This window comes from Holdemania filiformis DSM 12042, from assembly GCF_000157995.1.
GTDB lineage: Bacteria > Bacillota_I > Bacilli_A > Erysipelotrichales > Erysipelotrichaceae > Holdemania > Holdemania filiformis.
In genome coordinates, this window is record NZ_GG657556.1 from 308575 (window position 1) to 335413 (window position 26839).

The following is a 26839-nucleotide window of genomic DNA, read 5'->3' on the forward strand; positions in this document are numbered from 1 at the left end:
CCCTGATTTACCAGAACTATTAGAAAAAGGAGAAGTCTTAACCTTAGCTGAATCAGATTACATCCTAGTCGAGTTTCCATTTCAAAATTATAAGGATGAATATGATGAAATTCTTTATGAGCTGGCACTGAGATATCGAATCATTATCGCACATCCTGAACGATACAACTTTGTTCAGGATGATCCGAACTTTTGCCTTCGATGGCTGAATGAAGGATATTATTTACAAGCAAATCAAAGCAGCTTGTTTAAGAAAGAGACGAAAAAAGTTCTTGTTCCAATGATTGAACATGGTTTCATTAGTTTTATTGCTAGCGACGCCCATAATGAGCATCGTCCTTGTGTATTGTCTGAGGTAAGAGAGCTCCTCACGGAAGAATTTGGAGAACAGTTCGCTGTTCAATTGATAGAGAAAAATCCTGAAAAGATTTTAAAGAATGAACCGATTGTTCAAGAATACAGGGAAATTAAGAAGAAAAAGAAACACTTTTTATGGCTTTGAAAAGAGCCTTTTTTCATTGGGGGAAGAAGGGGGAAAGAAAATGAAGCAACTCGAAAAAAAGAGAATTGAACATTGGCAAGTGATTTCTCTCTACTTAGTTGTTTATGATATTATTGCGGTCAACTTAGCTTATTTAATGGCTTTGTGGTTTCGCTTTGACTGCCGGTTTTCATTGATTCCAGAGGTTTATCTGAAAGCCTGGATTCAATTTGCGCCTTTTTATACTGTGCTTTGTTTAGCTGTTTTCACAGTGTTGAAATTATACAGGAGCTTATGGCGATTTGCGGGATACAGTGAATTGTTGCGTGTAACAGCCGCGACAATGGTTACAGGATTTCTTCATTTTGTCGGAATAACGACATTTTTTAAAGCAATGCCAATTTCTTATATTCTGTTTGGTATGATCATTCAGTTCTGTTTGATTATTGGAATCCGTTTTTCTTATCGTTTCGTTTTATTGGAACGCAGCCGCAGGGAAAAGGCAGAGAAGAAGAACCAAGGTAAGAATATCCTGTTAATTGGAGCTGGAGATGCCGGACGATTGATTCTGAGAGATGTTCAGAGAACAGAGTTTGATGTCGGTAAGGTACAATGCATCATTGATGATAACCCGAACAAGTGGGGAAGGTATATTGAAAATATCCCAATCATAGGCGGACGAGATGAGATTATGGCTGGTGTTGAGAAGTATCAGATCCAACAGATCCTGATTGCGATTCCAAGTGCGAAAGCAGAAGAAAAGCGGGATATCTTAAATATCTGTAAAGAGACGGGCTGTGAGCTGAAGATCCTTCCAGGAATCTATCAATTAGTGAATGGCGACGTGATGTTATCGAAGATGAAGGAAGTCGCCGTTGAGGATCTCTTAGGACGAGAACCCATTCAGGTTAATCTGGACGAAATCTTTGAGCATCTTAAAGGAAAAACCATCTTAGTAACCGGAGGCGGTGGGTCAATCGGCAGCGAATTGTGCCGACAGATCGCAGGTCACCATCCGAAACAATTAATTCTGTTTGAAATCTATGAAAATAATGCCTATGACATTGAACAGGAATTGAAACGAAAATATCCAGAGTTGAATTTAGTCGTGCTCATTGGTTCAGTAAGAGACAGCAGGAGAATTGACTGGGTATTTGAAACGTATAAACCCGATATCGTCTATCATGCGGCGGCACATAAGCATGTCCCATTAATGGAGGGTAGTCCGAATGAAGCAATTAAGAATAACGTAATTGGAACGTATAAGACTGCTTACGCTGCGTTAAAGAGTGGATGCCAACGCTTTGTATTAATCAGTACGGATAAAGCAGTGAATCCCACGAATATCATGGGTGCGAGTAAACGACTGTGTGAAATGGTGATCCAGAGTATGAATCGAATCAGCCAGACAGGACAAGTTAGCCTATTACCTCAGCTTTGGTCACACAGTTGGAATCCGATTGAAGAAGTGAAAATAAATCCAGTCAAGACAGAATTTGTCGCAGTCCGGTTTGGGAATGTCTTAGGCAGTAATGGATCGGTCATTCCGTTATTCAAGAAACAGATTGCGGATGGCGGACCGGTGACAGTAACGCATCCGGATATCATTCGCTACTTTATGACAATTCCGGAAGCGGTGAGCTTAGTACTTCAGGCAGGAACGTATGCAAGAGGCGGAGAGATCTTTGTCCTGGATATGGGAGATCCTGTAAAGATTGATACCTTAGCGAGAAATCTGATTAAACTGTCTGGATATAAACCGGATGTCGATATCAAGATTGAGTATACCGGATTAAGACCAGGAGAGAAGCTGTATGAAGAGAAGCTAATGGCGGAAGAAGGATTACAGACGACGCCAAATAGACTGATCCATATTGCGAAACCCATTCCATTTGATGTGGAAGCGTTTATGAAGCAAGTAGAAATCCTGGCAGAGGCAAGCTATACCAATAGTCAGAATATCAAGCAGTTAGTTTCCAACATTGTTCTTACTTATCAACTTAGTCAAAAACAAGTAGATGATGAAATAGAATCACGAAAAATTCGAAAGCTTGATGCAACTAAGCCATATTCAAATGTGTAATAAATAGTATTAAGATTATTTTCTAGAATGAGGGGGATAGAATGAATTATTTGTTTGTTGTTGCTCATCCTGATGATGAATCTGATGCGGCAGGAGGAACCATTCATAAATTAATAAAAGAAGGAAACAATGTAGCGATAGCGATTATGAGTAGTAAAGCTGCGGCTAGAGCAAATTTATCTGACACATTGTTAAATGATGAAAATGAGGCAATGGAGATTTTAGGGGTTAAAACTGTTTATCATGCAGATTTTCCGAATATGGAAATGAATGTTATTCCCCATCTTCAATTGGTTCAATTTATTGAGTCATGTATTGACCGCTTTCATGCGGAGGCTATTATAACACATCATCCTACAGATACAAATAACGACCATGTTATAACTAGCTATGCAGCTCAAGCCGCATGTAGATATTTTCAGCGGAAGGTTGTACCCTATCAACTAAAATTATTTATGTATATGGAAACACCTTCAGCAACAGAATGGTCACTAGATTCTACCTGCCATCGCTTTACTCCTAATCGGTTCGTAGAAATCGGCAAGGAAGGTCTAGAGGTAAAAATAAGAGCTTTAAAAGCGTATAAAGGAGTTATGCGACCTTATCCGCATCCGAGATCTATTGAAGCTTTTAGAGGTCTTGCCGCATTTCGAGGATGTCAGTCAGGACTTAATTATGCTGAGGCCTTTGAAGTGGTTTTTGAAGCTAATTGAAAGAGTGCGTTTAATGTACAAAAATATTTTTAAAAGATGGCTAGATTTTACGATTTCAGTCATTGCTTTATTTCTTCTTTTTATTCCAATGCTTTTAATTTCAATTGCAATTAAGCTGGATAGTGAAGGACCTGTTATTTTTAAGCAAATTAGATTAGGTAAAAACAGACAAGAATTTACGATCTATAAATTTAGAACAATGGTAAAAAATGTTTCTGAAAAAGATGGAATTGTTACTCGATCTTCTGATGCAAGGATTACAAAAGTAGGATCATTTTTGAGGAAAACAAGTCTAGATGAAATATTACAATTTATAAATGTTCTTAAGGGAGAAATGTCAATTATTGGTCCACGTCCAATATTACCAATTCAATTTGAACCATATCTTGATAATCCACGATATTGTAAACGTTATGAGGTTTTACCAGGCCTTAGTTGCACAATTGATATTAAAAATAGAGCTTCTTTTAATAGAGATCTCCAATTTGAAATGGACGCAGATTACGTTGATCATATTTCTTTTATTCAAGATTTCAAAATATGCATTTTACTAGCAAAAACAGTTTTCTTTGATCGGAAAATTTATGAAGATGAAGAGTAGTGAGGAAATTTAGGAAATGGAAAATTGTCTTAAAGAACATGAATTTATAGTATTTGCGCTAGATCATTATAACCCACTTGGAGTTGTAAGATCATTAGGTGAAGCTGGCGTCAATCCTATTCTAATTGCCGTTAAACATAAAGTTGATCTTGCAGTCAAAAGTAAATATGTAAAAAAATACTATAAAGTTGATAATGTAGAAGAGGGTTTTAATGTTTTAATCTCCAAATACAGTAATATAAATGATAAAAAGCCTTTCCTTATAACCTGTGATGATAGGACTGCAGGATATATAGATGAGCATTATGATGAGTTAAATGGAAAGTTCCATTTCTTTAATGCAGGAAAGAAAGGCCAAATTACAGAATATATGGATAAGAAGAAGATTCTGGATCTGGCAGAAAAGTATGGACTTAAAACATTAAAAAGTATAGTAGTAGATAAAGGAGATATGACACACAATCTGGAATATCCTATTATAACTAAATCAATATCGCCTAATATAGGGGGATGGAAATCGGATGTGCATATCTGTAATGATGAAGGTGAATTACAGGAAGCATATGGAACCATTGAAAGTCCACAAATATTGATACAAAAATATATAGAGAAGAAAAATGAGTATTGTCTGGATGGTTTTGTTATTGATAGAGGAAAGAAGATGTTCATCAGTATTGCCTCCAAATATAAATACGTATTACCAGGATATTACAGCCCTTATTATGATGTATTGGATTTTGAAAATAAAGCCTTAGAATCAAAATTAAATAAAATGATGGCTGAAATTGGTTTTGAAGGTATATTTTCAATTGAATTTCTAATAGATCAAGACGATCAAATGTACTTCACTGAAATTAATTTTAGAAATTCTACTTGGAGCTATGCATCAACATGCGCAGGGATGAATCTTCCTATTTTATGGGCTGAATCAACACTTAAAAATCAAGTTAATATGATGGAAAAAAAGAAAATAATGAATGGTTTTACCGCAATGGTTGAACCCATTGATTATTCAAAAAGAGTACTTTCTAATAAAATCTCATTATTTGAATGGATAGCCGATTTTAAAAAAGCTAATTGTACACATTATTATGTAGCTAATGATCTAGATCCTTATTATGAGATGGTTGAAAATATAAATATGTTAATGTAAAAAATAAAGGTAAATCTAAATGAAAAAGATGAAAATATTTAGAAATAACGTTGTATTTATTATTTCCGTATTAATTTCTGTTTTAGTAATTATGTATGGTTTTTTTTATAATGATACGTTAAATTTGGTTTCAGGTATTGTTATGAATTGGGTTAGTTTAAACTTTGGTTGGTTATATGTTTTGTTTGTAGCATTTCTTTGTTTTTTTCTTCTTTGGCTTAGTTTATCGAAATATGGAAATATTAAGCTCGGTGACGAAAATAGCAAACCAGAATACAGTAATTTTAGCTGGTATTCTATGTTGTTTTGTGGAGGAACAGGGATTGGATTAGTATTTTGGAGCATAGCAGAACCTCTATCGCATTATGTTTCACCACCTGATCCGATATTTCCTGGGTCATTAGAAGCAGCAAATTTTTCTATTCGAACTTGTTTTCTTCATTGGGGTATAACACAATGGGTATGTTTCGCAATTGTAGGATTAGGCTTGGCCTATTTTCAATTTCGAAAGAATAAGAGAGGACAGATTAGCGATTTATTAACACCGTTAGTGGGAGAAAAAGCAGTCAACGGAATCTTTGGAAAAATCGTAGATGTTTTTTCTGTAGTTGTTTCTTTTGCCGGTGTAGCCACCTCATTAGGTTTAGGTGTGTCTCAAATTTCTGGTGGATTAAATTTTTTATGGGAAATTCCAAATCAGAAAGAGACCTGGTTTATTATTATTTTTGTTATCACATGTATTTTTCTGGCCAGTGCAATTTCTGGAGTCAATAAAGGAATCAAAATACTTTCTAAAATAAACACTTATCTAGCATTTATACTTTTATTTTTAGGATTTATTATAGGACCTACATCAATGATTTTTAGTAATTTAGTAAATGGCATTGGTCAACATCTCCAAAATTTTGTAGGGGATGTATTCATGATTGATCCCTTTGGCGACAACTCCTGGATAATGAATTGGAGAGTATTCTATTTTGCGTGGTTTATCGCTTGGACACCTTTTGTAGGAATGTTCATAGCACGTATATCAAAAGGTAGAACAATACGAGAATTTATAATCGGTGTAGTTATAGTTCCGACGGTTTTCACAATTGTGTGGCTTTCTGTGTTTGGAACAATCGCATTAAGTATATCGGGGACTTGGAGTATAAATGAGCTTAGAGATATCGTAGCACTACCAGAAACCGCGGTATTTATCATATTTTCGAAATATCCTCTAACTAAAATTATGTCTTTCCTTGTAATTATGCTTTTAGCAATATTTTTTATAACCTCAGCCGACTCAGCGACCTATTCATTAAGTTTAATGACATCTGAAGGCAATCCTAATCCTCCGATATATAAAAAAGTTATATGGGCAGTAATTGAGGCAGGGTTGGCTTATGTATTATTATCAGTTGGAAGTATAAAACCTTTACAAACAATATCAATTGCGGCATCATTGCCATTTTTATTTATAATGATGGCAATGTGTCCAGCACTTTTAAAAGAACTTAAAAAAGAGTGTAAATCAGAAATAGAAAATAAGAAGAAATTTTAAAATGAAGAAAATTATGTTAATTTCACCAAAAGATAACAACTTCTATAACTTCAGAAGTGAGTTAATTTTAAAGCTAAAAGATGAGGGAAATGAGGTGATTTTAGTATGTCCGTATGGGGAAAAAATTGATTATTTTACTAATCGAGGATGTTGTTTTGTTGATATTCAGATTGATCGAAGAGGAATGAATCCAATAAAAGATCTTAAGTTAATATTTGACTATTATAGGATTATAAAAGAATTTAATCCTGATATTGTTTTAACATATACATCTAAGCCTTCCATTTATGGAGGGTTTATATGTGGAGTTCTAAAAGTTCCATATATTGTTAATAATGCAGGTTTGATGGAAACTACTGGGTTTTTAGAGAAGTTATTGTATTTAATGTATAAAATTGGTTTTAGTAAAGCATCATGTATTATGTGTCAGAATTCTGTTGAAGAAGAAGTTCTGAATAAAATATTAAAGGGAAAGGTTTATACTCGTCTTATACCCGGATCTGGTGTTAATCTTAATGAGTTTGCCTATCAGAATTACCCTGCGAATGATTCAAAAATTGTTTTTAATTTTGTTGCACGTATAGTTAACATTAAAGGAATAAACGAATATATAGAATGTGCTAAAAAAGTTCATAAAGAATATCCGGAAACAATGTTTGCTATTTATGGTAATTATGATGATGAGTGTTATATACCATTAATTAATATAGGGGTTAATGAAGGCTATTTAGAATATTTTGGAGAACTGTTAGATATTAGACCTGCGATATGTAGAGCTCACGCATTAATTCATCCAAGCTATTATGAGGGAATGACAAATGTTGTTCTAGAACACAGTTCATCAGGAAGACCTTGTATAGGCTCTGATATTCCAGGGGTTGCAGATGCGATTGATGATGGGGTTACAGGTTATGTATTTGAATGTAAAAATGTAGATTCTCTTGTTACTAAGGTAAAACAATTTCTTCATCTGAACTATGAAGAAAAAAGAATGATGGGGAGAAACGCTAGAACGAAAATGGAAAAAGAATTTGATAGAAGTATGGTTACTAATATTTATCTCGATGAAGTTAATAGAATATTATATAAAAGCAAAGGAAAAACGTCGTGACAAAAATTTTTATCGCATCTGAGTTTAGATGTCATGTTTATAAGGACAAATATTATCTTTCTACGAAAGCTTATTCAATATATAAGCGCTATTCAGATGCTTTCGGCGAAGTGATTCTTTGTTCTAGATTCATAAAAACTAATAAGTTAGAAAAAGGTTTGATAAAAGCTGATTTTATTAAATCTGTGATTGATATACAATATCTTTACAATGTTTTGTTAGGAAAATATAATGGGATCATAAAAACTAAAATTGATGAATGTGATTTGGTTATTGGTCGGTTACCTTCAATAATAGCGTATAGAGCATGCGATATTTCTGCCAAATTGAATAAGCCTTATATGGTAGAACTTATGTGCGATGGATGGAAACCATATTGGAACCATGGAATGTTAGGTAAATTTGTTGCACCTTATATGTATTTGAAAATGAAAAAAATAACTTATAATGCAAATTATGCAATTTATGTAACCGAAAAATATCTACAAAAATACTATCCATGTAAAAGTGTATATATTAATGCATCTAATGTTACGATTCAAGAATTGTATCCTGAAGTTCTTAATAAGAGATTATTAAGAATAAAGAACAAGGAAGATTATCAAAAATTATCACTAATGACCAGTGCAAATGTTGATTTGTTATCAAAAGGACAAGAATATGTCGTAAAAGCAATTAATCTTCTTAAACAAAAAGGCATTAGAATAACATATTTTCTCGCAGGAAGTGGTGATCAAAAATATTTATTAGAGATTGCAAAGAAATATGGTGTAGATGATTGTTTAGTGTTTTTAGGAAAACTAACCTTAGAAGAAATATTTGAAAGAATAGACAATAATATAGATATTTACATACAGCCCAGTTTGCAAGAAGGTTTACCTAGGGCTGTCATTGAAGCGATGAGTAGAGCCTGCCCTTGTTTAGGTGCTAGGACTGCAGGAATACCTGAGTTGTTAGATGACGATTGCATCTTTAAACCTAAATCTGCAATCGATATAGCAGAAACTATTCAAAAAGTATGTAAAAATGGATTAACGGAATATGCTATTAGAAACTTTAATAAAAGTAAAGAATTTGTTGAAGAAGTTCTAAATGTAAGACGGAATAGATATTTTAATATGATCAAAGCAGAGATAAAAGAATAAATATCTGTATTTAAAATTATTTTCTTTATTTTTTGTGTTGAATTGACAAACTGTTATTTAAGGTAAGCTATTGATTCTGATTTACTTTAAACGAAATACCTCACTATTTGATGTTATTGCTGATGAGTTTTATACGAACAGAATGTTAATTATTGACATTCTTAGCCCAATATTTGGAAAGTAGAAGTGATTATATGAAGCAGACAATATTTCGTAGGTTCACAATAGATAAACTGGCATCGGTATATGAAGAAGTAAGCAATCGTACATTTGCTGATATTAGAAGAAATAAATTAAACAATACTGATTTTTCAATAATATCAAATAACTGTTGGGGAGGACATGTTTATAGAAGATATGGATTATTATATTCATCACCTACAATAGGAATGTACTTTTATTCCGAAGAGTATATAAAACTTTTAAGAAATTTAGATAGAAATCTCTTTTTACCTTTTTCAGTAGTGAATGCTAATGAATCAAAATATTATCAAGATTTACTTAGAAAGGGGCAAAAGAACGTTTTTATAGGCAAATTGGGGAATGAAATTGAATTAGTATTACTTCATTATCATTCTAAAGAAGAAGCAGAAGAGAAATGGGCTCGAAGGTTGGCAAGAGTAAATCTTAATAATCTAATAGTTAAGATGAGTGAGATGAATATGTGTTCCGAAAAGCATCTTTTAGAGTTCGACGAGATGAATTATAGAAAGAAAGTTTTATTTGTAGCAAAAGAAAGAGAGAAAATTAAATCTCAAATAATTGTTAACAGATATATTAGGGAGAATGAAATTAGTAATGATACGCTATACTATGATAGATATATTAACCTTAATGAGCTTATCAATGCTTAAAAATGTGAGATGCAATAGAAAAATGTGTCAGTCATGGAACTAGTGATAAAATTAATGGGAAAATAATAAAGAGGACGGAACAAAATAGATCAAAAGATAGTTTAAGTAAAACTGTGTGTAGGAGGACTGCATACCATAGTAAGATATGTACAGTTCGTAAACATTAGAAGGATAAATTCGAAATTGTAAGGATAAATTTTAATAAGTAATAGAAGAATGAGGATTTTGGTTTTATGAATTCTAAAAGGTGTACTAATTACTATTAAATTGGTAATTTTTTATAAGTTTATTAGAATTTTTAATTATACGATAATGAACTGATTAAATATAGGTTTTCATTTAAAAATTCTAATAAGGTATCAGTTTGTTTGGAATAAATTTATTCTGCAGATATAATCTCCTATTTTCGTATGTGGAGATTGTGATACCTTATGTGAAATATATCGTTTGTCATAATAGAATTATTATTGGGAAGAATGCAAAATTTAAATCTGAGGTGTGTATTTATATCATATTCACGTAGAAAAATTACACGTAGTATCATGACATCAGATGGTAAACGATAATGGGACATTGGATAATGGCAATTGTGTTATTTTATGAGGTATTTGTAAAAATTATACTTGAAGTGAGTTGCTTAATAAAGGAATTTTATTAAATTGACTTTTTCATTACATAAATAGGGAATTAGCGATTAAATATCTTAATGAATTTTCAACATTGGATGTAAAAGAAATTATATGAAAAGTAAATTCATCTTAATAAAAAAGGTTGTGAGTTAGCGTGAAAGTAAGTAGGAAAATTTTACAGAAATACATAATATTATTTTGTGCATTTATAACAGCATTAATTACCATTTGTTCGAGCAATAACTTATTTATTCATGTAGGCGCTTTTATATCTTTTTGCGTTATTCCAATTATAATAGTAAAAATAGATATTCTTCATCCGTATTGCTGGTTTACTGGTTTTTTTTGTATATATAGTACTGCGCATCCCATATTATATTCTTTAGGATATAACTCGCGAATAGGTTATAGTAAAGAAATAATGATATATCAGCTTGTCGCTATTTTTGTTAGCTTGTTGTTTATAACTCCTAAGAAAGTTCAATATCCTAATTTTAGAGATAAAAACCAGATGAGAATTGATCTCGGAATTTTTAATAAGATCATTTATATTTTGCTAATTCTTTCTCTTGTTTTTGTAGCTTATTATGTTTCAAACCAAGGATATACTGGTAAGAGTGAAATTTATGATGCTGGTCCTCTGTGGGTACGTATAGTATTCAGATTTCCCTTAATAATTAGTATTCTTTATACTATGTCAATTATTAATTATTATTCAGAGCATAAGTACTTACCTAAGAAACAAATGTCGTTAGTTGGTGGAGCATTGCTAATTATCACTTTATTTTCTGGGGAAAGAGATTTTGTTTTCCGATTTATAATAATTACGATCATGTTACTATGGATGCTCAAAAAGATTAATTTAAAACATCTTTTTATTATCGCACCTATTATTATGACACTGATACCATTGTCACATACTTTTAAGTATTATTTTTTAACTCATAATATTTCAAATGGGTCGGAAAATTGGATTCAGTCTTTGCTTTCAGGAGAATTTGAATCTGCAAGTAGGAATCTTCAGGAATTAGTGAATTATTCTGAAATAGTAAAAGGGTCAAAGGGATTCGAACAAATTGGTATTGACTTCCTGAGTGTATTCTCATCTGAAATTTCAAGTCCTACAAAATGGTTTGCAGACACCTTTTATCCTAATAATAATGTTGGATATGGTTTTACGTTGACAGGAGAAGGCTATATTATAGGTGGTATTTTTGGCATAATTATTCTGTTTTCAATTGTTGGATTACTCATCAGATTTTTTTACAAGAATTCTACTAAAAATATATACTCGTTTTCTGCATACCTTTATTTTTTGACCATTATAATATATGCTATTAGGGCTGATTTTTCCACTATTCTTTCTGGGATTGTTAAACAGATCGGCTTAGTTTTGCTGGTGATTTTTATTATGGAGAGAATAACTAAAGTACCTAAAATTAATAGAAAAAACAATCTGGAGTGTAAAATGGAATGAGATTAACGAAAGAATATTGGATAGCAATTATTTGTAAATTATGTGTTATTATTACAGAATTTTTAATCACAGTGTTCATCAATCGAGGGTTAGGAATTTATGTAAAAGGCGAGTATTCTTATATCATAAAAGTAGTTGAAGTATTATACATTTTCTTTAGTTTTGGTATTGGTCAAACATATTCAACCTTTAAACGTTCAAAAGGTGAAGATATGAAAAATCTCTTTGTTGCTTTGGGCTTAAGTCATACAATTCTGATCATCTTATTTGGGGGATTATATATCTTCTTGGTTAAGCCTGAGTATGGTATTTCAATTGTTTTACTGACTGCTATTGCTGTTTTAAAAGTTATTGTTTCTATGATTGCAGTTATAGAAAAGAGTATTACGAGAAACGTTCTTCAGGCTGTGATTAATTCTGTATATATGATAGGGTTATTTCTTCTTTATATTTCAAGGACTGCAAATTTGATAACAGTGTTATTTTGTTATGGTATTAGTGATGTCATCAGAATTGTAATTCTAATGGTATTATATAAAATGAAGCCTAGTTTGAAAGGAATAAACAAGGAAATTATTAAGGCTATTTATATAACAGGATTCATTACGATGTTGGTAATGCTGCTGACAAGTATAAACTATTCAGTTGACACTATTATGCTTAAAAAGATGACATCTTCGTATCATACGGGTATATATAGTGTAGGTGTATCCTTAGCAAATATGTTCTTGTTAATTCCAGATGCATTTAAAGAAGTATTATTTGGAGATTCCACAAGAAAAGATTTTTCGCAGAAGACAGCTTTTTCAGCTATAAAAGTATCATTGCTAATCTCTGTTGTAGTTTTAATTGGATTTTTTATGTTCGGGAAATGGTTTATTTCTTTATTCTATGGTATAGATTATCTACCTTCATATACTGTAACATTAATACTATTCTTAGGTTGTTTCTCATTAGTGCTTTTTAAGATATTACAACCTATATATATTTCTCATGGAAAACAAACAAGAGCTGCTTTTTTTTTGATGTGTTCTGCAATTGCCAATATTGTTGCAAATTTTTTTGTAATCCCAAAATATAATGAAAATGGTGCAGCAATAGCTTCAGTTTTATCATATACAATTTGTGGATTACTATTTTTGTTAGATTATTTACGTATGAATAAGATTGGATCAAAAAATATACATTAACATTGAGGAATTTAATTAACTTCGTGAACGACGTAGTAAATTTGAATGAAGCTACTCTGAATCATAACTGAAAACTAAGTCTAAAAATTTTGCAAAACAGCAATGGTTGCCAATTGATGTTTATAAGGGTAATTAAATATCATCTTAAAATTTCTTTTCATAGATATAAAGTTGATCACACAGATTATTGGATAGAGATTAGTCTTAAAATGATTTATTAATTATCAGGAAAATGGAAAAGAAGAAGAAAAGTATGATCGTTTGCTACTGATACTACAACTATTTTAAAATGGTCGGGGATGTTTCCAGTATCTTTGGTTAAGGTTATTTTGAAATAATATTGAGGTTAAAGGAATGACTTATGTCCGATGACTCGCAAACTCTTTCAAAACTCAATAGTAGAATTCAAAGTTTCCAGAGAAAGGAAAGAAGGATTCGTTATGATTACGAGGTAGATTTATGACATCATCAAATTATCTGATATGGAAAAGATAAAAAAATTATGTCCTAAAATGAATTTGTTAATTTAGATATACCTTATGCGGTTGGGAAATCATTGTAATGCAGAATGAAAAAGAATAGGAGAGTATAACCATGGCAGATATAATAAATATAGAAAATAAAACCATTTTGGTTACAGGCGCAATAGGTTTTATAGGATCGAACTTAGTATTAAAATTGCTAAAAAAACAAATATCTATTAGTGTTGTTGGAATTGATAACATGAATGATTATTACGATGTGAGCATCAAGGAATGGAGACTTAAAGAAATTGATAAGGAGATAGTAAATCATCCTGGATCAACTTGGACATTTGTGAAAGGCTCTATTTCTGATAAAACATTAATTAATAAGATTTTTGAACAGTACAAACCGGATATTGTCATAAACCTTGCAGCCCAAGCAGGTGTACGCTATTCAATTACTAATCCAGATGCCTACATAGAATCCAACCTCATCGGTTTTTATAACATTCTGGAAACTTGCCGTCATTCGTATGATAATGGGGCAAAGGGAGTAGAACATCTTGTCTATGCTTCTTCATCTTCAGTTTATGGTTCTAATAAAAAAGTTCCTTATTCTACTGAGGATAAAGTGGATAATCCAGTTTCTTTATATGCAGCCACCAAAAAGTCCAATGAACTCATGGCTCATGCTTACAGTAAGTTATATAACATTCCTTCTACAGGGCTTCGCTTTTTTACCGTTTATGGTCCAGCCGGCCGTCCAGACATGGCTTATTTCGGATTCACAAATAAGCTAATCAAAGGAGAAACAATCGAAATCTTTAACTATGGTAATTGTAATCGGGATTTTACCTATATCGATGATATTGTGGAAGGGATTATTAAAGTAATGCAGAAACCACCGCAAAAGAAGATTGGAGAGGATGGTCTTCCGCTTCCACCATATGCAATTTATAACATAGGAAATAATCATCCAGAGAACCTTTTAGATTTCGTTACGATCTTACAGGAGGAACTTGTTAGAGCGGGAGTATTGCCTGAAGATTATGATTTTGAAAGTCATAAGAAATTGGTACCCATGCAGCCAGGGGATGTCCCGGTAACTTATGCGGATACAAGCGCGCTGGAACGAGATTTTGGATTTAAGCCAAGTACAAGTTTAAGAGAAGGATTGAGAAAGTTTGCGGAATGGTATAAAGAGTATTATCTAAAGTGAGAAGCAGAACTTCTTTTTTTATGGAATCGAGGAGAAGAAAATGAAAATCGCAGTTGCCGGAACAGGGTATGTGGGATTATCCATCGCTACATTATTAGCTCAGCATCATGAAGTATGGGCGGTGGATATTCTGCCAGAGAAAGTCGAATTAATTAATCAAAGAAAGTCACCGATTCAGGATGAATACATTGAAAAGTATCTTAGAGAAAAAGAACTAAATTTAACGGCAACTCTAAATGCCGAAGAAGCGTATAAGGATGCAGACTATGTTGTTATCGCGGCACCAACGAACTATGACAGCAGGAAAAATTTCTTTGACACATCTGCTGTGGAGTCCGTGATCGAACTGGTGTTATCTGTGAATCCGGATGCAATTATGGTCATTAAATCAACCATTCCAGTAGGATACACAGTTTCCGTTCGAGAGAAATATCATACAGATAATATTATTTTCAGCCCGGAGTTCCTGCGGGAATCCAAAGCGCTGTATGACAATCTGTATCCGTCGCGAATTATCGTTTCCACAGATGGTTCTGAAAGGCTGAACACAGCTGCTCAGACATTTGCAACTTTGCTCCAGGAAGGAGCGCTTAAAGAGAGTATTAATACTTTGTTCATGGGCTTTACCGAAGCGGAAGCGGTGAAATTGTTTGCTAATACCTATCTCGCTCTTCGCGTATCCTATTTTAATGAACTGGATACCTATGCAGAGATGAAAGAATTGAATACAAAGCAGATTATTGATGGTGTCTGCTTGGATCCGCGGATAGGGACTCATTATAACAATCCATCATTTGGTTATGGCGGATATTGTTTGCCAAAGGATACAAAGCAATTGCTTGCGAACTATCAGGACGTACCAGAAAATCTGATTGAGGCAATAGTAGAAAGTAATCGGACACGAAAAGACTTTATTGCGGAGCAGGTTCTGAAGCTGGCAGGATATTATGAATGCAGCGAACAATGGGATAAAGAAAAGGAAAAAGAAATTGTTGTTGGTGTTTATCGATTAACAATGAAATCCAACAGCGATAATTTCCGACAGAGTTCAATTCAAGGCGTTATGAAGCGGATTAAAGCTAAGGGGGCTAAGGTCATTATTTATGAGCCAACATTGGAAAATGGAGATCGGTTCTTTGGCTCAGAAATTGTAAATGACCTAGAAGAATTTAAGAAACAGAGTCAGGCGATCATTGCGAATCGGTATAATACTGAACTTGATTCGGTAATTGAAAAAGTTTATACTCGTGATTTATTTCAAAGAGACTAGTAGACAAATTTAAAATAAAGGCATGGAACGCAATGATCCATGCCTTTAACATTATTTGACTAACTCTAAAACTTCATCCAGATCCTGTTTTTCTGATTCTTTGAATTCACATACAAACGCATCGTTTTCGCTGTAACGGGGAATGATGTGGAAATGCAGATGATTTACAGTCTGGCCTGCGGCCTCGCCGTTATTGTTCAGGATATTAATACCTGGAGCTCCTGTTTTTTCCTGAATCCGTTTCGCTAAGCTCTTGATGACTTGAATCAAGTGAGCCGCTGTTTCGTCATCGCATTCCAACAGATTGTCGACATGCTTCTTAGGCATGACCAGAGTATGACCTTTTGTAACCTGGGAGATGTCCAGGATCGCTAAGACCTGATCATCTTCGTAGACGACTTTTGATGGAATCTCGTGGTTGATGATGCTGCAGAATACACACATGGGAAGCTCCTCCTTAACAATGGATTAATTCATATTCACGCGTGCCCAGACCGATTTCTTCGCCATGGGCAAGACACGTCTGCCAGTTAGTATCCGGATGCGTATCGGTGAAATGGTCGTGGTGATCATGCTGATGCTCATCTAAGACGCTGCCCGCAATCACTGGAGCCTGATTTACCGCGTCAACGCAAGCCTGATCCAGGGCTACCGGATCAAAAGACGCAAAGATCCCGATATCTGGAACGATCGGCAAATCATTCTCCGCATGACAATCGCAGCATGGTGAAACGTCCATGACAAAGCTGATATGGAAGTGCGGACGTCCCTGAACAACGGCCAGGGAGTATTCAGCGATCTTCTCGTTGAGGATATCGTTGGCCTCATCATTCATCGGCTCGATCGCGTCGAAGTTGCACATGCCGATGCAGCGTCCGCAGCCAACGCAGCGGCTGTGATCGATATGCATTTTGTGATTTTCATCGAAATTTAAAGCACTGTGGGCACAGATCTTCTGGCACATTCCGCAGCTGCGGCACTGCTCAGGATTGACCTGCGGCTTGGAACTGCTGTGCATTTCCATCTTTCCGGCGCGGGAGCCGCAGCCCATGCCGATATTCTTCAACGTACCGCCGAAGCCCGTGGACTCATGACCCTTGAAATGAGTCATCGTAATGAAGATATCCGCATCCATGATCGCCCGGCCAATTTTCGCTTCCTGCACATGCTTCTGATGAATCGGAACCAGGACCTCGTCCGTGCCTTTCAACCCGTCGGCGATCAGGATATGACAGCCGCAGCTGAACGGATTGTAGCCATTCTGATACGCTGATTCAATGTGATCCAAAGCATTCTTTCGTCCACCGACATACAAGGTGTTGCAGTCGGTCAGAAACGGCTTGCCGCCTAACGATTTGATCAGATCTACGATCCGGTGCGCGTAATTCGGCCGCAGATACGCCAGATTTCCCGGCTCGCCGAAATGAATTTTAATCGCGACATATTTATCCTGAAAATCCAGATTTTCGATCCCGGCCTGTTTTACAAGACGCTCTAATTTGTCCAGCAGGCTGGTCGTCCCATGCGTTCTCAGGTTCGTTGTATAAACCTTTGCTTTTTCCATATTTCCTATTCCTCCATGCCCCTTATTATATAGGAAAGAGGAATGCATTTCCAGCGCTCGCCCGCGGATTGGAAAAATATTCGCAGGGATAATTCATCACGAAAAAATGTAAACCTCTTCTCACTTCATTTCGAGGCGAGAACATAGAAAAAGACCTGGAATTTTGCATCGAGCAGCCCAGGTCTTTTTGCGTTTTAAGATTCTTTGTTATTTCGATTTTGCCTGAATCAGATAATCCGCGTAGTTGGATTCCAACTGATCATAGATCGTCTTATCATAGACTGTGAAATTGTACTTTTCAAAATAGAAGATCGACGCTTCCGAAGACAGCGCGCTGATCGCGGCGATCGTATCGACCGCTTCATCCTTAAAGCTTTCCGCATCCGTCGCGATGACCTGAACGATGTAGAAGTTCGCGCCGTTGTCATCAGCGATCACGTCGGTCAGTGTCGGATCTGTGATAACCGACAGCGTTGACAGGACGTTGGTCGCATAGCTGCTCTGCGTCGTTGCGATTGTCTCGGCGGCGGAAACGCTGGAACCTAAGCTTGTCGCCGTCTCTTCAAAGTTTGCGCCGCTCTTGACCTGTTCCAGGGCCTGGTTGGCTGTCGCTTCATCGGTGAACTGCATGATCCGGATTTTCTTCGGGGAATAGCGGGAAACCAGATCGCCGAACTTTTCATTGACGTAAACCTTCGTCAGTTCCTGAACCTGCAGACTGACTAACAGACTGTTGTTCAGGTATTCTTCCTCATCCGCAAAGCCATAGGACTGCAGATAGCTGGCAAACGAATCGCCCAGCATCGTCTTGTACGTGTTAAGCGTTTCTTTCGCTTCGCTGCGCATTTCATCCGTTACTGGAACTTCTTTTTCAAAAATAACTTTCTTTGCTTCATTGATCGTGAAATAGCCGGCATCCCGCGCTAACATGAAGTTGTACATGTCGCCTTTGGTCAGCGTCTGATTGCCGACGGAGAAGACGGCCGTCTTCGGATCTTTCAGGGACGCGCGCGCATCGCTGCAGCCCGCTAACAATAAGGCCCCGAGGGCTAAAAGAACAAGCTTCTTCATTATTCGTTTCCTCCCTGTTCGCCGTTGTTTTCACCGTTTTGATCTTCGGCGTTGTTCTGGTCTTCGCCCTGACCTTCAGGATTTTCCGTGTTTTCCGTAGTTTCCGGCTGAGTTTCCGGTTCGTCTTTTTCATTTAAACCCATGTAGATCAACAGTTTGTTCTGCAGTTCGTCGTTGCCCTTGAAGTCCAGGTTCATTTCCTGAGCCTTCTCCCAGACAACCTTCGGCTGCAGGTTCGGGTAGTAGGTCGCCAGGGCATCGTAGAATTCATCATAGCCTTTCAGCGTCTCTGTCGAGGAGACATCGCACTTGATGATGTGCCAGCCATAAGTCGTCTGAATCCATTCGCTGACCTCACCCTCGTTCATCGCCAGCGCGGTTTCCAGGAACGGAGAAACTAACTGGCTGTCGGCATCCATGTAGCCGATCGAACCGTTCTGAACGGCGGAGCCGGAATCTTCCGACAACTCCTGCGCCACTTCGCCGAAGTCGCGGCCGCTGGCCAGCGCGTCCTTGACCGCGTTGACGCGGTTGGTTTCTTCTTCCGTCGGGTTGGCCGGATCATCCATCTTGATTAAGATATGGCTGACAATCCGCGGCTTCTTCGCTTCGACATACGCCGGGATGTATTCGTCGGCATGCGCGTTGATGTAATCCTTGATCATCTGCTGCGTCTTCTGGATGTGGATGAAGTAGTCTGTCAGATCAGAAAGCTTGCTGTAGCCGACACCGTTGAGCGCTGTCAGCAGCATTTCCTTGTACTGATCGCCGTAGGTCGACTGATACTGCGCCGTAATCGAATCCGCATACGACTGGGCCTGCGTCTTCATTTCCTCCGTGGTTTCAATGGACGGGTCAACGACCGCTTTCTCCATGAACTGATAGACGCCGGCGACGCCCATTTCGTTAAACAGCGTGTCGTAGAATTCTCCGGCTGTGATATCCTGATCGCCGATCGAGAATACGACGTCCTCGCCGCCGACTGATTTTCCTGGGAGCTTTCCTTTGTTCTGGTCGTATGCAAAATAAATGCTGGCTCCGATTAACAGAACGCCAACAAGGCACACAAACCAGTACTTTTTGAGTGTTTGTAACATGAATGTACCTCCTAATGAACTTTATTATTATAGGGTATTTCAGGGGACTTTGCAATTTGATCGGCGGGCTTTCTATCTGAATTTTGTGTGAACAACCCCATTTTCCCGCTTTTTTCCATCATCGCTGGAAGAAAAAGGCCGAAAGAGTGCTTGGTAAAGCCGTTTGAACAGATAATAATCCGCACATCCTGAAACAGAATATGCTATAATCATTCTGGACATTTTTTGTCTGGATAACAACTCGAATCATGAGCGGAAAGGATGAGAGAATGAGTCAGCTGATGATTAAAAATCTTCATGTTGAGGTCGAAGGCAAGGAGATCCTCAAAGGGATCGATCTGACGGTCGCTGATCATGAAATACATGCTTTAATGGGTCCTAACGGAAACGGAAAATCGACGCTGCTGGCGGCGATTATGGGTCACCCGAAATATACTGTGACAAGCGGAACGATTGAATACGACGGCCGCGACGTTTTGGCAATGAGCGTCGACGAGCGCAGCCGCGCCGGTTTGTTTCTGGCGATGCAGTATCCCCAGGAAGTGCCGGGCGTCACGAACTCCGATTTCCTGCGTGCGGCGATGAACGCCCGCCGGGAAAATCCGATTTCCCTGTTCTCTTTTATTAAGGAAATGGAAAAGACGATTAAAGATCTGCAGATGAAGCCGGATTTAGCGCATCGTTTCCTCAACGAGGGCTTTTCGGGCGGCGAGAAAAAGCGCAACGAAATCGTGCAGATGAAAATGCTGAAGCCGTCGCTGGCGATGCTGGATGAGATCGACAGCGGATTGGACGTCGACGCCTTGAAAATTGTGGCCGACGCCGTGACGCAGATGCAGCAGGAAACGGGTTTAGGCATGATCGTCGTTTCGCATTACGAACGATTCTATCAGTTATTAAAGCCGACGCACGCGCACGTGCTGATCAACGGCCGGATCGTCATGGAAGGCGATGAAACGCTGGTTCAGAAAATTGATCAGGACGGCTACGACTGGCTGTATCAACAGCTGGATCTGCAGCCGGCCAAAGAAGAAGTGAAGCTGACCTTCACCCTGGGCAGCTGCGCCGCCAGCGCAAGGGGCCGCAAGCATGGCTGAAACAATGCTGACCCTGCATGAAAGTCCGGTCAGCCCCGTTGTTTTACAGGAAACATTGCGCGAGCTTGTCATCGACGCTTCCGCGCCGCTGACGCTGACCTTGACCGCACCTGCGCAAACGGCCTGCTCCCTGGTCGTCCGGATTCGCCGGGCCGAAGCTCTGACGATTCAGGTGCGGGCGGAAGCGGCCAGCCAGCTCACGCTCTTGTATTGGAATGAGAGCAGCGCGCCGATCACGATCCGCGAAAGCAACGAAATTTACCGTGACGCCCGCTTCAAAGCGGCGTATGTGCAGCTGAATCCGGGCATGGTCGATCATCAGTCCAAGACCCTGTTGAAGGAAAGCGGGGCCGAGGCTTTGGTTCAGTCGGCGGTGATCGCACAGACCCGGAAACAGTTTGTCGTCGATCTCATTCACCAGGCCGGACAGACGACGGGAATCATGGAGAATTACAGCATTGTCCTGCAGGGCGGACGCTACCGCATGGAAGCGACCGGCAAGATCGAAAAGGGTGCCCGCGGTGCCAAGAGTCATCAGACCAGCCGCGCGCTGACCTTTGACGCCCAGCAGACCGCGACGATTCTGCCGAAGTTATTGATCGACGAAAACGATGTGGAAGCCAGCCATGCGACGACGATTGGACAAATGGATGAAAACCAGATGTATTATTTACAGAGCCGCGGCTTGAGTGAAGACGAAGCGATCCGCCTGGTCACGATCGGCTATCTGCTGCCGATCGCCCGGATCAGCGACGATCCGAAGCTTCAGGAAGCCCTGGCTCAGGAAATTGAAACGAAGGTGAATGAAGTATGTTTGACGTCTTCAAAATAAGACAGGATTTTCCAATGCTTCACAACCGCACGATGCAGTCGCATCCGTTAGTTTATCTGGACAACGCTGCGACGACGTTCAAGCCGCAGTGCGTGATCGACGCCGTCGTGCGCTATTACACCGAGCAGACGACCAACGTTCACCGCGGTGATTATGAAATTTCCTATCAGGTATCGGAAGCCTATGAGAAAACCCGCGAAGACGTGGCGCGGTTTATCCATGCCGAGCCGAAGGAAATCGTCTTTACGGCCGGGGCCAGCGCATCGCTGAATCTGGTGGCGTATGGCTACGGGCGGAAGTATTTAAAGCCGGGCGACGTGATTCTGTCGACGGAGGCGGAACACGCGTCCAACATCCTGCCGTGGTTTAAAGTCGTGGAGGAAACCGGTGCGAAGCTTGAATACATTCCCCTGACGGAGGATGGCCGGCTGACGCTGGAGAACTTCCACAAGGCGATGCATGAGCAGGTGAAGATCGTCGCTGTCGCGGATATCACCAATGTGCTGGGCTATGTCGCGCCGATCGAGGAAATGACGCGGATTGCCCATGAACACGGAGCGATCGTCGTCTGCGACGGGGCGCAGTCCGTGCCGCATACGCCGACGGATGTGAAGGCCTGGGACGTGGATTTCCTGGCGTTCAGCGCGCATAAGATGTGCGGTCCGACCGGCATCGGCGTGCTGTATGGCAAATTTGAGCTGCTGCAGAAAACCGATCCGTTCATGCTCGGCGGCGGCAGCAACGCCCGCTTTGACATGTGCGGAAACATCCTGCTGAAGGACGCGCCGTATAAATTTGAAGCCGGGACGCCGAATATCGAAGGGGTGCTCGGCCTGCAGCAGGCCGTGCGCTATCTCGAAAACATCGGCATGGACAAGATTGAAGCCTACGAGCATGAGCTCAAGGCCTATGCGATTGAAAAACTGAAAAAACTGGATAACCTGATTCTGTATAATCCAACCTCACCGACCGGCATCATCGCCTTCAATGTGAAGGATGTGTTCGCTCAGGATGCGGCCGGATATCTGAATTCCAAAGGGATCGCCGTGCGCTCCGGCAATCATTGCGCCAAAATTCTGCTCAATGTGCTGAAGACCTCGGAAACGATCCGCGCCAGTTTGTATTTCTATAACACGAAGGAGGACGTCGACCGGTTTGTCCAGGCGTGCAGCGAAATTACGCTGGAAAACTGCGTCGGACTGTTCTTCTGACCGAAAGGAGGAAGTTTATGTCCAGTTTGCTGGAGGATCCGATGGTCCTGCGCGAGATCATCATGGATCACTATCAATATCCGCACAATCATAAGCTGACGGACGACGCGGGCTACCATCAGGTGCATATGGCTTCGGAATCCTGCATCGACGATATTACGGTTCAATCTAAAATCAATCCTGCGGGCAGCATCGAAGACGTGCGCTTCGACGGGGTCGCCTGCACGATTTCAACGTCGTCGACCTCGATCATGACAGAGCTGTTAAAAGGCAAAAGCATCGCTGAAGCCAAGGCGATCATCGACGAGTATTTTGCGATGATTGAGGAACAGCCGTATGATCCGGAACGGCTGCAGGAGGCGGTTGCCTTCAAGAATGTCAGCAAGCAGGCCAACCGGATTAAATGCGCGACGATCGGTTGGAAAGCGATGAAGGAAATGATCGAAGAATGGGAGAAAAATCAATGAGCCGCGAACAAGAAACAGTCCTGAAAACGCAGGACGATTACCAATACGGCTTTCACGACGAGGACGTCAGCGTCTTCAAAACAAAAAAGGGCCTGACCCGGGAAACGGTGATCGAGATTTCGAAGATCAAAAAGGAACCTCAGTGGATGCTGGATTTCCGTCTGAAAGCCTATGACGCGTTCGTCAAGATGCCGATCCAGGATTGGGGTCCTGACTTAAGCACGTTGAATTTTGACGATTACACCTACTATATCCGGCCGAGCAACAAGAAGGAAACGGATTGGGACGAGGTACCGGAGACGATCAAGGACACCTTTGACCGGCTGGGCATCCCGGAGGCGGAACAGAAGTTCTTAGCCGGTGTCAACACCCAGTATGAATCGGAAACGGTTTATCACAACATGCTGAAGGAAGTCGAGGAGAAGGGCGTCATTTTTCTGGATACCGACTCCGCTCTGCAGCAGGTTCCGGAACTGGTGAAGGAATACTTCGCAACGGTTGTGCCGTATACCGACAACAAGTTCGCCGCGCTCAACAGCGCCGTATGGTCGGGCGGTTCGTTCATCTATGTCCCGAAAGGGGTAAAGCTGGAAAAACCGCTGCAGTCGTATTTCCGCATCAATTCGGAACAGATGGGCCAGTTTGAACGGACGCTGATCATCGTCGATGAGGGCGCCGACGTCCATTACGTCGAAGGCTGTACGGCGCCGACGTATTCCAAGGACTCGCTGCATGCCGCGGTGGTTGAGATCATCATCAAGGAAGGCGGCAAGTGCCGGTATTCGACTGTTCAGAACTGGTCGGACAACATCATCAACCTCGTTACCAAGCGCGCCAAGGTCGATGCGCACGGGGCAATGGAGTGGATCGACGGCAACATCGGGTCGCAGACGAATATGAAATATCCGGCCTGTCTGTTAGTCGGCGAATATGCCCGCGGCATGTGCATTTCGATCGCCGTGGCATCCCGTCATCAGGTTCAGGATGCAGGAGCCAAGATGATTCATCTGGCGCCGCATACTTCCAGTACGATCATCTCCAAGTCGGTTTCCCGGCTGGGCGGCGAGGTCAATTACCGCGGTCTGGTCCAGCATGGGCCGAAAGCGGAATATGCCCGTTCGAAGGTGGAATGTGATACGCTGATTCTGGACGAGCAGTCCCGCAGCGACACGATTCCGACGAACGTGTCATCCTCACGGACTTCGACGATCGAGCATGAAGCGACAGTCTCGAAGATTTCCGAGGAACAGCTGTTCTATCTGATGTCGCGCGGATTGACGAAATCGCAGGCGACAGAAATGATCATCATGGGCTTTCTGGAGCCGTTCACCCGCGAGCTGCCGATGGAATACGCAGTCGAGCTGAACCAGCTGCTGAAGCTGGATATGGAGGGCAGCGTTGGATAAAAAAGCACTGCGGAAGCTGGCGCAGATGAAGCGGCACGAGCTGCCGCCGCTGCTCAAAGCGCAGTTTGATGAAAATATCCGGTCGCAGCTCATAAAGGTGCAGGAGCCGTATCAGAAGATCGGAATGTATATTTCGATCAATGATGAAGCGGATACCCGCCGGATCCTGCAGCATCTGCTCGATCAGGGCAAACAGATCGCCGTTCCCAAGTGCGTCGTGCGCGAAGGGCGGAACACGCTGGATTTCTATTGGATCGAAGGGTTGGAGGATTGCATTCCTTCCCGCTTCGAGCTGTTGGAACCGGTGGCGCAGCCCTCCCGCAAAGCAGCGTTGTCCGAGCTGGAGCTGATGATCGTCCCGGTCGTCGGATTCGATTGGCGCAAGAACCGGATCGGTTACGGCAAAGGGTATTATGACTCGGTGCTGGATACCTTTCCCGGCTTGAAGGTCGGACTGGCCTACACGATGCAGCGCGTGGCTGATTTTGAGCCGGAGGCTTTCGATGTTCCGCTGGATATGATCATCACGGAGCAGGGATCCTTGTAAACAAAAATCTCTTAAAATGAGAAACAACGATGAAAACCGGGGTGAGCGCTCCGGTTTTTGATTTTTTTGGCCGAATCTTAGAAAGGTTTCGCCGCCGATAAGCAATTCATCGGACAGGAAATCAAGAAGTCCGGTATTTAACTAGCGGGAACAGATCATCCCCGAGCTTATGGATATCATGGTGAACCCTTATCTTAACATGGACGTTATCGAAAGTTATTCAGCATCTCGCCCCGCAATCTTCTCATAAAATTTTTGGCTGCCGGATCTGTAAGCAAAATTGGATCTGCTTCTCTTGTATTTGGATTCATCGTGATCCAATTTCAATTATCGAGATAATATCGAAAATATCGATTACGAAGTGGCGCAGATTTTCCCTTTGCGTGAAGCTTGTTTAAATTTAGTCACGGATGCGATTTATATAGTGTATCAATCCTTTTCAATTCTTTAATATAAAAAAGAAGCTTTCGCTTCTCATTTCTGATTTAATTGTTCCAGGCATGTCTGCCGGGCTTGGCTGGAGGATGTAAACGCAACGTCCTTTTCAAATAGATAAGTGATGAAATGATTCCAGTCCGTAACCGGGAAGGAATCCGAGTCAATCTGCGTCAGGATCTCGGCAATTACGGAGTAATTATCCTGCGCTTTTAAATCGGAAATGAATAAACCGCACTGATCGGCGACCTGATCAATTAGGGCCATAATCCTTCTCACTCCTTTATCGTTTCAGTAAAGTGTACTTTAATAAAACACCTAACGAACCACTCTATTCTCTATTTTAATGGGTAGAACGGTTCCTGTCAAAACCTATTTGGGTTTTCCTGGTAATTTTTTCAGCTTGTTCTGATTGTGTCAAAAAGGTACACCTTTTTAAAACAGAATGATGGCTTAAATGGAGAGAAATATTACCATCTCCATTTTTTCTGTGTCTATGATGTAATGAATTCATGGAGGAGGAAGTTATGTCACAGACCGTTTACGGATATATCCGCGTATCATCAAAGGACCAGAATGTTGAACGTCAGAGGAAGGAGCTGATCGCCTATGGCGTCGCGCCGCGGCGGATTTATATGGATAAGCTCAGCGGAAAGGATTTTAACCGTCCCGGTTATCAGAAGCTGACGCGCCGCAAAGTCAAACCCGGGGATCTGATCGTCGTTCAGAGCCTGGATCGGCTAGGCCGCAATTATGAAGAAATTCTGGAAGAATGGAAATGGATTACGCGTACCCGCAAAGTTCATATCAAAATTCTGGATATGCCGATTCTGGACACCAGTGTCGATCAGGATCTGGTCGGCACGCTCATCTGCAATCTCGTGCTGGAATTGCTTTCATTTGTCGCGGAGAACGAGCGCAAGATGATCCGCCAGCGCCAGGCCGAGGGTATCCGGATCGCCAAGGAAAAGGGCGTACATCTGGGCCGTCCGCAGCTGGCGGTGCCGCCGGAGTTCATGCCACTGTATCTACAATGGCGGCAGAAAAGCCGGCCATCCAAGGAGCTGATCGCTCAAAGCGGAATGTCGTATCAGAAATTCTACCGCACCTGCCGGAAACTTCGCCAGCGGGAAACGAATGCCAGCCGTTAAACCGGGGCGCTGAATTCTTTTTATCGTC

At 40.2% G+C, this 26839-nt stretch carries 25 protein-coding genes; 20 read left to right on the top strand and 5 right to left on the bottom strand.

The genetic code is table 11. The features are described from left to right. The 13 genes from HOLDEFILI_RS19635 to HOLDEFILI_RS07360 all read left to right on the top strand — a co-directional run. Positions 1-502, top strand: a 502-nt coding sequence (locus tag HOLDEFILI_RS19635) for a CpsB/CapC family capsule biosynthesis tyrosine phosphatase (RefSeq protein WP_006058915.1), incomplete at its 5' end; no start/stop codon positions are given. 40 nt (positions 503-542) lie between these two features. Further along, positions 543-2564, top strand: coding sequence for a polysaccharide biosynthesis protein (locus HOLDEFILI_RS07305; protein WP_039864281.1), 2022 nt, complete (start codon positions 543-545; stop codon positions 2562-2564). 41 nt (positions 2565-2605) lie between these two features. Then, positions 2606-3277 carry a PIG-L deacetylase family protein gene (locus HOLDEFILI_RS07310; protein WP_006058917.1) on the top strand — a complete coding sequence of 224 codons (672 nt, stop codon included), beginning with the start codon at positions 2606-2608 and terminating at the stop codon, positions 3275-3277. Positions 3278-3290: 13 nt separating this feature from the next. Beyond that, complete coding sequence (locus HOLDEFILI_RS07315; RefSeq protein WP_006058918.1) at positions 3291-3878, top strand: sugar transferase; 588 nt, start codon at positions 3291-3293, stop codon at positions 3876-3878. Positions 3879-3894: 16 nt separating this feature from the next. Then, positions 3895-5031 (top strand): ATP-grasp domain-containing protein, encoded by a 1137-nt coding sequence (locus HOLDEFILI_RS07320; RefSeq protein WP_006058919.1) that lies wholly within the window; start codon positions 3895-3897, stop codon positions 5029-5031. 19 nt (positions 5032-5050) lie between these two features. Then, positions 5051-6574, top strand: a complete 1524-nt coding sequence (locus tag HOLDEFILI_RS07325) for a BCCT family transporter (RefSeq protein WP_006058920.1) — start codon at positions 5051-5053, stop codon at positions 6572-6574. Position 6575: 1 nt separating this feature from the next. After that, a complete protein-coding gene (locus tag HOLDEFILI_RS07330) occupies positions 6576-7685 on the top strand; it encodes a glycosyltransferase family 4 protein (RefSeq protein ID WP_006058921.1) in 1110 nt (369 codons plus the stop codon). Then, positions 7682-8830, top strand: a complete 1149-nt coding sequence (locus HOLDEFILI_RS07335; protein WP_006058922.1) for a glycosyltransferase — start codon at positions 7682-7684, stop codon at positions 8828-8830. The genes HOLDEFILI_RS07330 and HOLDEFILI_RS07335 overlap by 4 nt, the downstream gene beginning before the upstream one ends. A gap of 194 nt (positions 8831-9024) precedes the next feature. Then, positions 9025-9684 carry a DUF1919 domain-containing protein gene (locus HOLDEFILI_RS07340; RefSeq protein WP_083787580.1) on the top strand — a complete coding sequence of 220 codons (660 nt, stop codon included), beginning with the start codon at positions 9025-9027 and terminating at the stop codon, positions 9682-9684. Positions 9685-10467: 783 nt separating this feature from the next. Next, the gene (wzy, locus tag HOLDEFILI_RS07345) at positions 10468-11790 is read left to right on the top strand and encodes an O-antigen polysaccharide polymerase Wzy (RefSeq protein ID WP_083787581.1); all 1323 of its coding nucleotides are present in this window, start codon (positions 10468-10470) and stop codon (positions 11788-11790) included. Further along, positions 11787-12980: an oligosaccharide flippase family protein gene (locus HOLDEFILI_RS07350; RefSeq protein ID WP_006058925.1), complete on the top strand. Its 1194-nt coding sequence runs from the start codon at positions 11787-11789 to the stop codon at positions 12978-12980. Before wzy ends, HOLDEFILI_RS07350 begins: the two co-directional genes overlap by 4 nt. Before the next feature lie 612 nt (positions 12981-13592). Continuing rightward, a complete protein-coding gene (locus tag HOLDEFILI_RS07355; RefSeq protein WP_156788892.1) occupies positions 13593-14663 on the top strand; it encodes an NAD-dependent epimerase/dehydratase family protein in 1071 nt (356 codons plus the stop codon). A gap of 40 nt (positions 14664-14703) precedes the next feature. Continuing rightward, on the top strand, positions 14704-15933 hold the full coding sequence (locus tag HOLDEFILI_RS07360) for a nucleotide sugar dehydrogenase (RefSeq protein ID WP_006058927.1): 1230 nt from the start codon (positions 14704-14706) through the stop codon (positions 15931-15933). 51 nt (positions 15934-15984) lie between these two features. Here the strand turns inward: HOLDEFILI_RS07360 and HOLDEFILI_RS07365 are convergent, their stop codons facing one another. From HOLDEFILI_RS07365 to HOLDEFILI_RS07380, 4 genes are all read right to left on the bottom strand, one after another. Beyond that, positions 15985-16377 carry an HIT family protein gene (locus tag HOLDEFILI_RS07365; RefSeq protein WP_006058928.1) on the bottom strand — a complete coding sequence of 131 codons (393 nt, stop codon included), beginning with the start codon at positions 16375-16377 and terminating at the stop codon, positions 15985-15987. A 13-nt stretch (positions 16378-16390) separates the two neighbouring features. Then, the gene (locus tag HOLDEFILI_RS07370; protein ID WP_039864284.1) at positions 16391-17497 is read right to left on the bottom strand and encodes a DUF362 domain-containing protein; all 1107 of its coding nucleotides are present in this window, start codon (positions 17495-17497) and stop codon (positions 16391-16393) included. Between the two features lie 207 nt (positions 17498-17704). Then, positions 17705-18568, bottom strand: a complete 864-nt coding sequence (locus HOLDEFILI_RS07375) for a peptidylprolyl isomerase PrsA family protein (RefSeq protein WP_006058930.1) — start codon at positions 18566-18568, stop codon at positions 17705-17707. Next, positions 18568-19665, bottom strand: coding sequence for a peptidylprolyl isomerase (locus HOLDEFILI_RS07380; protein WP_006058931.1), 1098 nt, complete (start codon positions 19663-19665; stop codon positions 18568-18570). The genes HOLDEFILI_RS07375 and HOLDEFILI_RS07380 overlap by 1 nt, the downstream gene beginning before the upstream one ends. 269 nt (positions 19666-19934) lie before the next feature. Here HOLDEFILI_RS07380 and sufC point away from each other — a divergent pair, with 269 nt between their 5' ends. Genes sufC through HOLDEFILI_RS07410 form a run of 6 tightly spaced genes read left to right on the top strand, consistent with a single transcriptional unit; the run spans position 19935 to position 25225 of the window. Then, complete coding sequence (gene sufC / locus HOLDEFILI_RS07385) at positions 19935-20762, top strand: Fe-S cluster assembly ATPase SufC (protein WP_039864287.1); 828 nt, start codon at positions 19935-19937, stop codon at positions 20760-20762. Continuing rightward, positions 20755-21594, top strand: coding sequence for a SufB/SufD family protein (locus tag HOLDEFILI_RS07390; RefSeq protein WP_006058934.1), 840 nt, complete (start codon positions 20755-20757; stop codon positions 21592-21594). The genes sufC and HOLDEFILI_RS07390 overlap by 8 nt, the downstream gene beginning before the upstream one ends. Next, the gene (locus tag HOLDEFILI_RS07395; protein ID WP_006058935.1) at positions 21573-22805 is read left to right on the top strand and encodes an aminotransferase class V-fold PLP-dependent enzyme; all 1233 of its coding nucleotides are present in this window, start codon (positions 21573-21575) and stop codon (positions 22803-22805) included. Before HOLDEFILI_RS07390 ends, HOLDEFILI_RS07395 begins: the two co-directional genes overlap by 22 nt. Before the next feature lie 17 nt (positions 22806-22822). Next, positions 22823-23272 carry a Fe-S cluster assembly sulfur transfer protein SufU gene (sufU, locus tag HOLDEFILI_RS07400; protein WP_006058936.1) on the top strand — a complete coding sequence of 150 codons (450 nt, stop codon included), beginning with the start codon at positions 22823-22825 and terminating at the stop codon, positions 23270-23272. Continuing rightward, positions 23269-24678 (top strand): Fe-S cluster assembly protein SufB, encoded by a 1410-nt coding sequence (sufB, locus tag HOLDEFILI_RS07405; protein WP_006058937.1) that lies wholly within the window; start codon positions 23269-23271, stop codon positions 24676-24678. Before sufU ends, sufB begins: the two co-directional genes overlap by 4 nt. After that, positions 24671-25225 carry a 5-formyltetrahydrofolate cyclo-ligase gene (locus HOLDEFILI_RS07410; RefSeq protein WP_006058938.1) on the top strand — a complete coding sequence of 185 codons (555 nt, stop codon included), beginning with the start codon at positions 24671-24673 and terminating at the stop codon, positions 25223-25225. Before sufB ends, HOLDEFILI_RS07410 begins: the two co-directional genes overlap by 8 nt. 474 nt (positions 25226-25699) lie before the next feature. On the opposite strand, the gene HOLDEFILI_RS07415 is transcribed toward HOLDEFILI_RS07410, so the two are convergent. Further along, complete coding sequence (locus HOLDEFILI_RS07415) at positions 25700-25927, bottom strand: hypothetical protein (protein ID WP_006058939.1); 228 nt, start codon at positions 25925-25927, stop codon at positions 25700-25702. Positions 25928-26187: 260 nt separating this feature from the next. On the opposite strand from HOLDEFILI_RS07415, the gene HOLDEFILI_RS07420 reads away from it, so the two are divergent. Beyond that, positions 26188-26811: a recombinase family protein gene (locus tag HOLDEFILI_RS07420; RefSeq protein WP_039864292.1), complete on the top strand. Its 624-nt coding sequence runs from the start codon at positions 26188-26190 to the stop codon at positions 26809-26811. Positions 26812-26839 lie beyond the last annotated feature (28 nt).